This is a genomic window from Halotalea alkalilenta DSM 17697 (genome assembly GCF_000621205.1).
Classification (GTDB): domain Bacteria; phylum Pseudomonadota; class Gammaproteobacteria; order Pseudomonadales; family Halomonadaceae; genus Halotalea; species Halotalea alkalilenta.
Map to the genome: position 1 here is coordinate 117,317 of NZ_KK211227.1, position 12,868 is coordinate 130,184.

At 61.7% G+C, this 12,868-nt stretch carries 13 protein-coding genes; 9 read left to right on the forward strand and 4 right to left on the reverse strand.

Annotation, left to right across the window (positions count from 1 at the left end; all coding sequences use genetic code 11):
* Positions 1-829: 829 nt before the first annotated feature.
* The gene (locus Q376_RS22415; RefSeq protein ID WP_052365174.1) at positions 830-1,102 is read right to left on the reverse strand and encodes an H-NS family histone-like protein; all 273 of its coding nucleotides are present in this window, start codon (positions 1,100-1,102) and stop codon (positions 830-832) included.
* 90 nt (positions 1,103-1,192) lie between these two features.
* A complete protein-coding gene (locus Q376_RS0111620) occupies positions 1,193-1,483 on the reverse strand; it encodes a hypothetical protein (protein ID WP_027350462.1) in 291 nt (96 codons plus the stop codon).
* 203 nt (positions 1,484-1,686) lie between these two features.
* On the opposite strand from Q376_RS0111620, the gene Q376_RS22420 reads away from it, so the two are divergent.
* Together Q376_RS22420 and Q376_RS0111630 are read left to right on the forward strand one after the other, a co-directional pair.
* On the forward strand, positions 1,687-2,451 hold the full coding sequence (locus Q376_RS22420; RefSeq protein ID WP_155834327.1) for a hypothetical protein: 765 nt from the start codon (positions 1,687-1,689) through the stop codon (positions 2,449-2,451).
* Positions 2,452-2,765: 314 nt separating this feature from the next.
* A complete protein-coding gene (locus tag Q376_RS0111630) occupies positions 2,766-3,284 on the forward strand; it encodes an acyloxyacyl hydrolase (protein WP_027350463.1) in 519 nt (172 codons plus the stop codon).
* A gap of 204 nt (positions 3,285-3,488) precedes the next feature.
* Here the strand turns inward: Q376_RS0111630 and Q376_RS0111635 are convergent, their stop codons facing one another.
* A complete protein-coding gene (locus Q376_RS0111635; protein ID WP_027350464.1) occupies positions 3,489-4,409 on the reverse strand; it encodes a LysR family transcriptional regulator in 921 nt (306 codons plus the stop codon).
* A gap of 131 nt (positions 4,410-4,540) precedes the next feature.
* Between Q376_RS0111635 and Q376_RS0111640 the strand changes: the two genes are divergently transcribed.
* From Q376_RS0111640 to Q376_RS0111655, 4 genes are all read left to right on the forward strand, one after another.
* Positions 4,541-5,167 carry an NADPH-dependent F420 reductase gene (locus Q376_RS0111640; protein ID WP_027350465.1) on the forward strand — a complete coding sequence of 209 codons (627 nt, stop codon included), beginning with the start codon at positions 4,541-4,543 and terminating at the stop codon, positions 5,165-5,167.
* A 49-nt stretch (positions 5,168-5,216) separates the two neighbouring features.
* Positions 5,217-6,224, forward strand: a complete 1,008-nt coding sequence (locus Q376_RS0111645) for an alpha/beta fold hydrolase (RefSeq protein WP_027350466.1) — start codon at positions 5,217-5,219, stop codon at positions 6,222-6,224.
* Between the two features lie 194 nt (positions 6,225-6,418).
* Positions 6,419-6,616: a tautomerase family protein gene (locus Q376_RS0111650; RefSeq protein WP_027350467.1), complete on the forward strand. Its 198-nt coding sequence runs from the start codon at positions 6,419-6,421 to the stop codon at positions 6,614-6,616.
* A 207-nt stretch (positions 6,617-6,823) separates the two neighbouring features.
* Positions 6,824-8,023 carry an MFS transporter gene (locus tag Q376_RS0111655; protein ID WP_027350468.1) on the forward strand — a complete coding sequence of 400 codons (1,200 nt, stop codon included), beginning with the start codon at positions 6,824-6,826 and terminating at the stop codon, positions 8,021-8,023.
* Positions 8,024-8,092: 69 nt separating this feature from the next.
* Here Q376_RS0111655 and Q376_RS0111660 read toward each other — a convergent pair whose 3' ends face one another.
* Positions 8,093-9,013, reverse strand: coding sequence for a LysR family transcriptional regulator (locus Q376_RS0111660; RefSeq protein WP_027350469.1), 921 nt, complete (start codon positions 9,011-9,013; stop codon positions 8,093-8,095).
* A gap of 205 nt (positions 9,014-9,218) precedes the next feature.
* Between Q376_RS0111660 and Q376_RS0111665 the strand changes: the two genes are divergently transcribed.
* The 3 genes from Q376_RS0111665 to Q376_RS0111675 all read left to right on the forward strand — a co-directional run bounded on the left by Q376_RS0111665 (position 9,219) and on the right by Q376_RS0111675 (position 12,416).
* Complete coding sequence (locus tag Q376_RS0111665) at positions 9,219-9,575, forward strand: putative quinol monooxygenase (protein ID WP_027350470.1); 357 nt, start codon at positions 9,219-9,221, stop codon at positions 9,573-9,575.
* 82 nt (positions 9,576-9,657) lie between these two features.
* Positions 9,658-9,858 (forward strand): tautomerase family protein, encoded by a 201-nt coding sequence (locus Q376_RS0111670; RefSeq protein ID WP_027350471.1) that lies wholly within the window; start codon positions 9,658-9,660, stop codon positions 9,856-9,858.
* Positions 9,859-9,938: 80 nt separating this feature from the next.
* The gene (locus Q376_RS0111675; protein ID WP_052365177.1) at positions 9,939-12,416 is read left to right on the forward strand and encodes a membrane-bound PQQ-dependent dehydrogenase, glucose/quinate/shikimate family; all 2,478 of its coding nucleotides are present in this window, start codon (positions 9,939-9,941) and stop codon (positions 12,414-12,416) included.
* The last annotated feature ends 452 nt before the right edge of the window (positions 12,417-12,868 follow it).

Consider the following 12,868-nt stretch of genomic DNA (forward strand, 5'->3'; position numbering starts at 1 on the left):
AGGCTGCTCAACCGCTATTCCCGCCTTGCACGCGCATGCCCTCCCCCGTTCGTCCCGAGCGGCGTTCCTACGCGCGAACACGCCGGTTCGACACAACAGTCGGGAACGCCAGTGGAAGGATCGAGCGGCCACGCCGTGGCCGGGGCTCAGCACCAATCTGTCCCCCGTTCGTCCCGAGCGGCGTTCCCACGCGCAAACACGCCGGTTCGACGCAGCGGTCGGGAACGCCAGTCGAGGGATCGAGCGGCCGCGCTGAGGCCGGGGCTCAGCACCAATCTCTCCCCCGTTCGTCCCGAGCGGCGTTCCTACACGCCAACGAGCCGATTCGACGCAGCGGTCGGGAACGCCAGTCGAGGGATCGAGCGGCCGCGCCGAGGCCGGGGCTCAGCACCAATCTCTCCCCCGTTCGTCCCGAGCGGCGTTCCTACACGCCAACGAGCCGGTTCGACACAACAGTCGGGAACGCCAGTCGAGGGATCGAGCGGCGGCGAGGCCATCGAGAGAGGCAGGCGGGCCTTGGCAGAAAGAAATTAGAAACCTTGGCCTATGAAACGGGAAAACCCAGCCGGTGAAGGCTGGGTTTTGAATAGGGTGCGGGGCTATGCGGCAAAATCCTTGCACGGTCTGGCTCACGCGATGGTCGAGCCAGAATCTAGCTCCTCCATCCTTAGAGTTACTCCTCGAATAGCCCCGCTCGAAAACCATAGCCTGCCAAGGCGGCGAACATTAATAACATTTGATCACCTAGAGAAAAATAACACCCTACATAGCGTATGAGCGCTCAGCGCAACTCTCCGCACCTCATACCCCATCCGCCGGCGCAAGCTGACTATGAGGAACTCTTGCGAGGACGACCTGGGCGCCGTTTGGCTGGTTTCAGCTCTTCCGGAGAAATACCCAGCGCCTCCAACTGAGCCCGAATAGCGGCCAGCTGCTTTTTCTTTTCATCCACGGCGGCATCCAACGCTTGCTGCTCCTCGGCCTTTTCCTGCCAAACTTCGTCGAAGGTCGTGGCCAGCTTCTCAAGCTCAGCGAGCGACAGCTGGCGCAGCGCGCCACGTGCCACGTTCTTGTTGCCTGCCAGCCTTTCCAATACAGACATATCACCTCCTGCATCAACTTGAACTCGATAAGCCCAATATAGGCCTTGCATGCCGAAGGCGCATTGTGGATCAGCAAAGAATGCCGAGCGTCACGATTCCACGGCCTTGTCGTCAGGCACGAAAGTGCATGACGGGGCGATGGATTCCAGGGCATCGTTCGCATCGACCATGCCCGTCCAGAGCGTGAACGCAATCGTCGCCGTTCTCCAGATATCGGAAGCGGCCCTTTGGTAGATTTCCTGGTAATCCTCACTCAAGCATTGCACTACCTGCCGCGCGCTTTGCTGCGTAAGCCCCATTTCCTCGATATTGTTCTCTACCGTTTGCTGGAGAGGGCCAATGATGAAAAATGATATGAGCGCAAAAACGAAGCCTTCCATACGGATCACCAGATAATCATTCGATCCACATGATGACACAAAGTCTTACTGTCTTGATTAGCGGAAAATTAGTCCCAACGACGGCATTAGCCGGATGGGCGATCCTCACTAGCGCATGGGTCCTTTGAGTCACCGACGCCGAACCGAACGATTGTGTACTCGCACCGGAGACATCGGGTGAGGTCAAGGAACGAGCGCCATCCATGGAACCTTCCTACGCTATGGATCTCTACCGTGGAGAAGCTAAAGACCAAGGATGGAACATGATCAACTGGATCAATGAAAACTCAGGCGCACTGCTGGTCATCAACGGGATTGCCACCTTGTGCGTATGGCTGTTTTATGCACAACTTCTATATCAGAATTTTGCCCGACAGCGGCGTCCGAGAATATTGATCAATCGAAGTCGATCGAGAAACCTGGACTCAATATGCCTGTTGAGCAACATGAGCTCTGAGAAAATCTTCATCGAATACATTCTGGTCACCCTGCACTCCGAAAAAGGCTGTGTCACCGCGGATATTGCCGAGTTCGAGCTTCCTAGCGACAAAGAGGATGATTTGTCGCTCGAAAACGAAACCCGTCAAGGCCCTCTGGAGAGTGGTCAAACGAAAAGGATAGGCACTTATAGAGCGCTCTACGAGCGAGTATTGAGAGAAAACGACGGCATAATATCCACCTATAAAAACGCACAAGATCTGCTATTCGATAGAATCGAAATACGTGTCATCGCGATATACAGTAGCGAAGACCGGCCGGTAGGCGCCCAACGTGTCTTCATCCTGCCCAGCGAAGAGGGAGGCGAACTGCTGCCCGAGTCGTTCGATACAAAGCGGTTCTCGAGCCCTTGGGAACGACTGACGGTGAAGAAATGGATACGATCCGTTGCCCATCGGGAAAGAAGAAAGTCACCTCGAAGACACGGATCATCCCGGCTGGAACTGAAAGAGCACGTGGATGAATCCTGAACCCAGGCGCGTATAGGCCTTCCCTCCTGCGTGTCATTCAAGCGCGTTCATCGTCGCCAGGTGCCGTCCAGGTCATCGATGTCGATCTGCGACGGCCGAGCGTGAATTCCGTCCCCAGAGCACCATATGGCCGCCATAGCGGGATATGATGCGTTTTCGAGCCATCGATCCGACGCACTCGAGGCAACCGTGCGGAGCAGCGCACCGGGCGCCGGCGGCAGAGCATCGGCTGCCATGAACTTTTTGTTAGTCCGCTAATAATTTCGTGCTAGATTCTGTGCACTAAAACCAAGGACACGAGGAGTTGGTACCTTATGCGCTATGCATTTTCACTCGGCATCGCAGCCCTCGCCTGCCTGCCGTGGGTTTCGACGTACGCCGGCAACGTGACCATCGCGCCCGGTATTACCGGGCAGTCCGATACGACCTTGCGCTTGGCATACGGCCGAGAATGGGATAATCGTTGGCTGCAAAGCCAGCGCGGCGAGCTCGGCGGATACTGGGACCTGGGACTGACCTACTGGGAAGAGGGTGATGCAGCGCCTGACCGCTATTCGATATCCTTCAGCCCGGTGTTCGTCTATCGATTCAACACCGATGGCTTCACCCCATTCATCGAAGCAGGCATCGGTGCTGCCGCATTCAGCGGCACTCATGTCGGCGATCGAGACCTTGGATCACGCCTTGCATTCGAAGATCGGATCGGCGCCGGCGTCGAGTTCGCTGTTCATCACGTCATCGGGATACGCGCTATGCACTACTCGAATGCCGATCTAGCGAGCCCTAATGAAGGAATCGAATCATACAGCCTGTATTATCGCTATTCGTTTTGAAAAACAATCAAAACATTCAAGCCGGGCGACTGAAGCGTCGAACTACCAATAAATAGCGAGACCAAAGTGGACGAACTGCAAGCCGAGGTTGAGCCGATGCTTGCGGTTCTTCCAGGCCATCGATATTTCCCCACCAAGCAAAGGTGCGTCGAACGTCTGCGGCGCGAGCCTTACATGCTCTGAAATGAGGCCCGCGTGCTGGCGTCAGCGAACGGCTCCCGGGATGTCGTGCGCAAAGGACTCGGCGCCGAACGCGGAAACGGCGAAATCAAGAAAGCTCCTGAGCTTCGGCGTGAGGCGTCGGTCAGGGGCATACAGCACGTGCATCGGCCGCGACGGTGCTTGGTAGGCTGGCAACAAACGCACCAAGCGACCATCGGCCAGCGCGCTGCCGACCAGTTCCAGCGGCTGCAGCAGGATGCCCATGCCGGCAAGCGCAGCGCAGAGCAAGGGCTCACCATGGTCGACCATCAGCCGGGCAGGCACCGGCACGACGACACGCCCGTCCGGCCCGTCGAAGGACCAGTGGGTGCGCAGCTCCGTATGGGCGAAGCCCAGGCAGTCGTGCTGCTGCAAGTCCCATGGCGTGAGCAGAGGCGGCCGGCCCTCGAGATAGCTGGGTGCTGCGCACAGCACCAGGCGATAGGGTGCCAGGGGTCGAGCGACCAGGCCGCTATCGGACAGCTCCCCGACCCGGAAGACCACGTCGTAGCCCTCGTCGATCAGGTCCACCGCGCGATTGCTCAGGCTGAGCTCCACCTCCACTTGCGGGTAGCGCTGCATGTACTCGGGCAGGCGCTCGGCCAGCGTCCGCATGCCGAAGCTCACCGGGGCATTGATGCGCAACCTCCCCGTAGGCGAGGCGCGCGTCTCGGCCGCCATGCTCTCGGCCACTTCGACTTCGGCGAGGATGATCTTGGAGCGCTCGTAGAAAGCCTGGCCGAAGTCCGTCACGCTTTGGCGTCGCGTGGTGCGGTTGATAAGACGCACCCCCAAGCGTTGCTCGATCAGCCGAACGTGCTTCCCCACCAGCTGCGGCGACATCTGCAGCGCCTCGGCGGCTGCGCTGAACGAACCGAGATCCACGGCTTTGACGAACACCGCCATACTGGTCAGTCGATCCATTGGAAACATTTCGTTTGTAATGAACAATCATTTTAGTCATTTACCAATAATTGGATCAAATCTACTCTGAGCTTGCCGAACCGAAGTTTCTGAACTCAAGCGTCTGAACAACCCAATATGCGAGGTTTCCCATGAAGATCGCAGTGATTGGAACCGGCAACATCGGTGCAGCCTACGCGCGCGCGCTGGCGCAAGCGAAATTCGACGTCGCGATCGGTGATCGCGATCCGAGCAAGGCGGCGGCCCTGGCGCATGAGATTGGCCCACAGGTGGAAGGCGGCGGTATCGTCGCCGCGTTCAAGCTCGCCGATACGGTGATCCTGGCGCTGCCGCACCAAGCCGTCGCCGCAGTGCTGGCCGAGGCCGGCGATCTGACCGCCAAGGTGCTGATCGATGTGAGCAATCCGGTCAGTGAGGACTTCAAGGACCTGGTGGTGGGCCTGACCACTTCAGCGGCGGAACGAACCCAGGCCGCCGCCCCGACCGCGCGAGTGGTCAAAGCATTCAATACGATCTTCGCCGACCTGATTCCGGCCGAGGCTCGCGACGGCAGGCAGTTGCAGGTGTTCGTCGCCGGCGACGATGCCGCCGCCACCGCGCAGGTGCGTGAACTGGCGCAAGCGTTGGGATTCGTCGCGGTCGATGCCGGGCCGCTGCGCAACAGCCGCTTCCTCGAGCCGATCGGAATGATGAACATCCAGTTCGGCTTCTTCCTCGGCGCCGGCCCGACCACCGCACCGTCCTGGGCACATGCCTGAACCGTCATCCGGGCTCGCCGGCGAGCCCACTCCTTGCAGGACTAAAGCCATGCTGCCACGACTGATACTCAGCCTGGGCCTGGGGGTTGCCCTCGCCTCCACCTCCGCCCTCGCCCTCGCCGCACCGGCGCTGCAGGTGCTCGGCAAGGACTACACCTTCCCCAACCGGATCGAGGGGCTGCCGCAGAAGCTTTCGGATTTCCCCGGCTTGCAGATCAACCGCTTCACCACCTCCGATGGCGTCGAGCTGGCCTACTGGGAGGCTGGCCAGGGCGAACCGCTGGTATTCATCCCGGGCTGGTCGGCCAACGGCGCTGAGTATTTCAACGTGCTTTACCTGCTGAGCAAGGACTATCACGTCTACGTGCTCGATCCGCGCAACCAGGGGCTGTCCCAGCGCGTCGAGCACGGCGGCCGTATCGCGCGCTTCGCCATGGACCTCAAGGAGTTCGGCGACCACCTGGGCCTCAAGAAGGCCGACTACGCCGGCTGGTCGATGGGCGCCGCGGTGCTGTGGAGCTACATCGACCTGTTCGGGACCGATGACATCAGCAAGGCGGTATTCGTCGACGAGCCCATTTCGATCTACGCCCACGAGGACTGGAGCGAACAGGAGCGCCTGGACGCCGGCGGCACGACCACCTCTCCAGAACGCATGGTCGCGGGCTTCACCCAGGGCGCGCCGCTCAACACCCTGATCACCGACCTGCTGCCAATGCAGCGCTCGCAGGCGATGGACTCGCCCTACTATGCGAACTCCGAGGCGTTCGCCAACACCTTCATCGAGAACGACCCCCAGGCGGTAGGGCGAGTGCTGTTCGACCACATCACCAACGACTGGCGCGACGTCATCCGGCACAAGATCGACGTGCCGGTGGCGATCTTCAGCGGTGAGGTCAGCAACAACCTGCCCAGCCAGCGATGGATGCAAAAGACCATTCCTGGCTCGAAACTCTTCGTCTACTCTGAGGCTGAACAGGGCGACCACTTCCTGATGTTCAAGAATCCAGTCAAGTTCACTACCGATCTGCGCACTTTCTTGCAGGAAGCGCCCTGAGATGGACCGAGGTGCCAGGACAGCGTTGCCAGGGAAGGCGATGAGACGCCTGCGCCCTTGGTTTGACCATACCGAGCTCCGGCTCGAACCCTCGAGCCACATCGAGGTGAACGTGACGGCGACTGCGATTGCCCGAAACGTACATCGACGCCCCACCCAACCCAGCGTTACCACATCATCGGGAGAAATACGCCATGCCAGTCGTCCGTGTCAGTTGGTTCGAAGGTAAAGACGCGAAAGCCAAACAGGCCGTCGCTGCCGAGATCACCGAGAGCATCGTCAAGAACACCGGAACCGATCCCAACTACATCTACGTCATCTTCGAGGATGTCAAACCTTCCGATTGGGCGGGCGCGGGCAAGCTGTTCGGCGAGGATCCCGAATCGGCCTGACTTGACGCCCTGAACACGGCGCACGCTGGAGCGCCGTGCCGCGCCCGACCGCCATCTGACAGTGGCGGTCGGGCGCGGCTTTGCTCTCCCCATAATGAAACCGAGATCCTCCATCCATAGGCAGCACCCGGCAGATTGGGCGCTCGGATCGATCCTCGAGGAGACGGGCGCTCGTTCGCCAATGGTTAAATCATAGGGCCTGGCAAGATGAATGAAGCGGTAACCGAAGCACAGCACTCATTCGATGGAAAACGCTACGTCGCGGTCATATTCGCGCTGGCGATGGGTGGATTCGTCATCGGGCTCAGTGAGTTCTCGATCATGGGCCTGATGCCGAACGTCGCCAGCGACTTCAATGTCACGGAGCAATCCGTGGGCCATCTGATCAGCGCCTATGCGCTCGGCGTCGTGGTCGGCGCTCCGACTTTTGCGATTCTCGGAGGACGTCTGAGACGCAAAACGATGCTGATGGCGCTGATGAGCGCGTACGCCATCGCCAATCTCTTCAGCGGCCTGGCCGGCAGCTACCACTGGATGCTGGTCTTCAGGTTCATTTCCGGCCTCCCCCATGGCGCATTCTTCGGCGTGGCGGCCCTGGTCGCCGCATCGGTCGCCCGGCCCGGTCAGCGCGGCGCAGCCGTGGCACGGGTGATGATGGGAATCACGCTCGCGCTGCTGGTGGGAAACCCCTTGGCGGTCAGCCTGGGACAGACCCTGAGCTGGCGGTACGCCTTCGTCGCGGTCACGGTCGGTGCGCTGATCACCGTCGCCTTGGTGGCAGTGGCGCTTCCGACTGATCGAAAGGAAAAGCCCACCAGTCCACTGACCGAGCTTCGAGATTTCAACACAGCGCCGGTCTGGCTCGCACTGCTCGTCGGCGCGGTCGGCTTCGCGGGGATGTTTTGCGTGTTCAGCTACCTCGCACCGACGATGCTGAATACCACCCGGGTCGGCGCCAACTGGATTCCCTTCGGGGTGGCCGCGTTCGGCGTCGGCTCGCTGATCGGAGCGCAACTCGGAGGATGGCTGTTCGACCGGTTCCAAAGCCAGGCGGTCGCCATCAGCCTGATTGGCGCGCTCGTCGTGCTACTGATCTATCCCCTGGCCGCCACTTCGAGCCTGACCATCATCCCTGCCGTGTTGCTGCTGGGGACGATGGGCACCCTCGCCCCGATCATGCAGATCCACCTGATGGATGTGGCCAAAGGCGCCCAGACCCTGGCGGCGGCTTCCAACCAGGCGGCATTCAACATTGCGAATGCGCTGGGCCCATGGGCGGGAGGCGTGGCCATCACGGCGGGCCTGCCATGGGAATCGACCGGCTTCGTCGGTGCCGCCCTGGCGCTGGCCGCATTGATCATCTGGTGGATGGCGCCACGCCGGTTCAAGCGACATGGCCATCCATGACGGAGGGGACTCGCGCCCTGGCGAGCGTCTGCCGCCGCAGGTCAGGCGCTGAGGCTAACGCGCCGCGGTTCAAGCCAAGGCGCCTCGCTGCGCATACTCCATGAGCCGATCGATCACATAGCGGATCCTCGGCGCGTGCGTCGCCTGCTGGACCCAGAGTATGCTCACGTCAACCATCACGCCCGAATACGCCTCGAGCACGGGGACGAGAAGCCCCTGCTCGATATTGGGCCTGACCAGAGGAATCGGCATCTGGCACAGCCCGAACCCGGCCACGGCGGTCTGCACGATCGACTCCCCGTCGCTCAGCTGATAAGTGGCCGGCGGCGTGATGCATGTGTCGCGCCCCCCTTGCCGCACGGTCCAATGCTGCGGAGGCCCGTGGGTCGTCCCGACGATGCAGCGGTGTCCGTTGAGATCGGAAGGGTTCATCGGGATACCATGGGCTTTCAGATAGCTGGGAGAGGCGCAGATCACCCGCTCGAGGCTGGTCAATTTCCGCGCGATCAACTGACCGCTGTCCGGAACTTCGCCGAACCGGATCGCGAGATCCGCCTCATCACGCATCAAATCGACCGTTGCATCGTTGAAGCTCATGGTCAGAGCCAGCTCCGGATGCGGCGCTGCTATCTCGAGCAGGATGGGCAGCAGCACGCTCTTGCCGAAGGCCATGGGCATGTCGATGTACACCCGCCCCCGCAGCACCTCGTCGTAAGGCATGATCTGCGCCTCCGCCGCCGCTATCCCATCCAGCGCCGCGGCGCATGCCTGGAAGTACGCCTCGCCGTCATGCGTCAGCTGAAGACGCCGCGTGGTCCGGCGGATGAGTATCACGCCTAGGCGTCGCTCGAGACGGCTGACGCTTTTCCCTACCGCCGACTTGGTGACCCCAAGGCGTTCGGCCGCCAAGGTGAAACTGCCGGCCCGCACCACGGCAACGAACGCGCCGATGCCTGAGAGTGAATCCGGAACCCCCGCTTGCCCAGTCATGCGCGCACACCGATAGTGGAATTTATGTCTATCAATTATAGACCAAACGCCAGTTTATCGACCTCCTGACAACAAATAGAATCGGAGAGTTTCACCAAAGGGTGAGAAACCCCGAGTAGGGCCGGCGCCCCGGCACTGGTTGGGCCAGGATCGAGCGCCGACTCGCCTTGCCTTCATCCGCCCTTGATCAATATGAGGAAAACCCATGAACAACGCCGTTTACATGGTATTCGAGCTGGCCCCTAAGCCTGGCCGGCTCGAGGAGTTCAAGCAGATGGTGGCCGAAGCGGTGGTCGCTGCCCGCACCGAACCCACTACCCTGGCCTACGAATACAGCATCAACGCCGACGAAAGCGCCGTTCACATCTTCGAGCACTACCGTGACTCGGCGTCGGTCGTGTCCCACGTCGACGAGACGTTCGCGCCGTTCGGCGAACGCTTCATCTCGTTGGTCGATGTGACGCGGCTAACGGTATACGGCGAACCCGATGCCGCCGCCCGAGCCAGGCTGGATGGATTCGGTGCGGTCTACTTCAAGCCCTTCGAAGGTTTCTTCCGCTAACCGTCGGTCGAGAAAAGATCGACTCCCATGTGCCGGCTCATCATGACTCGGCACTTTCATCACCCAAAGAGAGGGATTGAACATGCCTGTAGTACGCGTCAGTTGGTTCGAAGGCAAAGATGCGAAAGCCAAGCAAGCCGTCGCTGCCGAAATCACCGAGAGCATCGTCAAGAACACCGGCACCGATCCGAACTACATCTACGTGATCTTCGAAGATGTCGCCCCTTCGGACTGGGCCGGCGCCGGCAAGCTCTTCGGCAACGATTCTTCGGACGGTAGCTGAGCGGCCGTCACCGCTTCAGGAGGGATGTGCATTCTGCGAGTTGATCACTATCGGCGGTATCAATAATCAAGGGATCGAAAATGTCAGGGGAAAGAAACAAGAGTCCATCCGGTGCGTCACGCAAGTGCTCGCAAACGGCTCTGCTCGTGTTTGGCGGCCTGCTGTCGTTGGTCGGCGTCGCACTGGCCGCGGGCGGCATGCAATTGGTCATATTGGGCGGATCCTGGTACTACCTGATCGCCGGTGTGGCGATGGCGGTGTCCGGTTTCCTCTACCTGCGGCGCAAGCCCGCCGGCGCCTGGCTGTATGCCTTGGTCTTCGTCGGCACCGTGCTGTGGGCGCTATGGGAGGTCGGCCTGAGCTTCTGGCCGCTGGTACCGCGTCTGGCGCCGATGCTGGTGCTGGCGCTGATCGCCTCCCTGCTGCTGCCCCCCTTGCTCGGCGGCAGCGGGCGCGGCGTGTCGCGCGGCCTTTCAGCCGCCCTGGTGCTGGTCCTCGTCGCTGGCGGGGTTGGCATGTTCGTTCCCCACGGGGTGATCAGCAATGGCGGCATCGGTTCGCTGGCGGACAGCGGCGAGCCGGAATCTTCGGATCCGGCGGCATGGCAGTACTACGGCCGCACGCCGAACGGAACCCGCTTCGTCCCCGAGACCCAGATCAACCGTGACAACGTCGAAGGCCTTGAAGTCGCCTGGACCTTCCGCACCGGCGATCCCGCCAATCCCTTCTCGGAAAACCAGAACACGCCGATCCAGATCGACGACACCCTCTACCTGTGCACACCGATGAACAAGGTGTTCGCACTGGACGCGGATACCGGCGAAGAAAAATGGAGCTTCGATCCGCAGGCGCCAGACACTCACACCTGGAACCGCTGTCGCGGCGTGGGCTACTACGAGCCGGGCGCGGTCACCAACTCCCTGCTGGAGAGTGCGGACACCGATAGCGTCGATGACGCCGCGGCACCTGCGCTTTTGGAAACTGCCGCTGCACAGCCGGCTGCGGCGAACGCCTGCCGCCGCCGCATCGTCCTGACCACGATCGACGCACGCCTGATCGAGCTCGACGCCGATACCGGCGAGCTGTGCGAAGACTTCGGCCAGGGCGGCACCGTCGATCTCAAAGTCGGCATGGGAGAGATCAAGCCGGCCTACTACTTCCCGACCTCGATGCCCACCGTGGTCCAGGACCTGGTGATCGTCGGCGGCTGGGTATTCGACGGCCGTTCGGTCGACGAGCCCTCCGGCGTGGTCCGCGCTTTCAATGCGAACTCCGGCGAACTGGTCTGGGCTTGGGATCTCGGCAACCCAGCGATCACCAAGCTGCCACCCGAGGGCGACACCTACACCCGGGCGACCCCGAACGTGTGGTCCACACCGGCCTTCGATGAAGCGCTGGGCCTGATCTACCTGCCCACCGGCAACCAGCAGCCGGACTTCTGGGGTGCCCATCGCTCTCCAGCGGCCGATGAGTTCTCGTCATCCATCGTTGCCCTGGAGCTCGCCACCGGTCGCGTGCGCTGGAAGTTCCAGACCGCGCACCACGACCTCTGGGACTATGACGTGCCGGCGCAGCCTGCGCTCTACGAGCTGCCCGATGGTAACGGGGGCACCGTACCGGCGCTGATCCAGGTGACCAAGCGCGGGCAGATCTTCATGCTCGACCGGCGCGATGGCTCACCGCTGGCCGAGGTCGAGGAAAGGCCGGTACCGCAGGAGCACCAGGAAGGCGACTGGGTCAGTGCGACGCAGCCGTATTCGGTGGGCATGCCGTCCATCGGCACCGAGCCGCTGACCGAACAGGCGATGTGGGGCGCCACCTTCTTCGATCAACTCGCCTGCCGCATCGCCTTCCGCAAGCTGCGCTACGAAGGCGAATTCACCGCGCCGACCACTGAGCCCAGCCTGCTGTATCCGGGCTACTATGGCGGGATGAACTGGGGCAGCGTCTCGATCAACGAGAACGAAGGCTACATGTTCATCAACGACATCCGTATGCCTCAGATCGTCAAGCTGATCCCGCGCGAAGGACTGGACGAGTCCCAGATGCCTGCCGGCCACGGCGTCGGTAGCGTCTACCCGATGGAAGGAACCCCCTTCGTGGTCGACCATGCATCGCTCTCCTCGCCGCTCGGCATTCCCTGCCATGCGCCACCGTGGGGGACTTTCTCGATGATCGACCTCAACACGCGTGCGCTGGTCTGGCAGCGCCCGGCCGGTACGGTCGAGGACGCAGTGGTGAACGGCATCAAGGCGAGCGTACCCGTCCCGCTCGGTATGCCGACCCTCGGAGGCGCGGTGAACACCGCCTCGGGCCTGGTGTTCTACGCCGGCACCCAGGACTACTACCTGCGTGCGCTGGACATCGAAACCGGCGAGGAGCTGTGGAAAGGCCGGCTGCCGGTCGGCGCACAGGCCACGCCGATGACCTACGTATCGCCGGCGAGCGGCCGCCAGTACGTGGTCGTTTCGGCCGGCGGCGCGCGGCAATCACCGGATCGCGGCGACTACGTCATCGCTTACGCACTGCCGGATGACGCCGACAGCGCCACTCCCTGACCGACCCGACGAGGTCACCGGAAGCAAAACTACCAGGGGCGCCGAAAGGCGTCCCAGGTCGTTTTCGATATCGGCAACGACAGCCAACTCTCGCCGCCTGAGCCGGTATTGCACGCGCTATCGCGCGACAAACTGCTGACAAAGTATTTGAAAATGCCACGATGGTTTCCAGCCGCCTCCGAGAGCGCGCTGGCCGGCAATCGATTGCACCGGGGTTTGCGACATGGATGTCGCAAAAGGCGCGCCCGGACAGGGACGTCCATGCGCGCCGACCCGAGGGCAAGCGATTGATCGGCCAGGGTTTCGCGATCTCGTGGCGGCGCGCCCCCCTTTCAGGGGGAGCGCGAGGGGACCGCCCCTCGCATCTAAGCGAGCAAGAGGTGCGTTAGGACCCAAACGGTTCTCGACTCGCCAGGATCGAGAGCGTCGCTGGGTCAAAAGGGGTTTGTCAT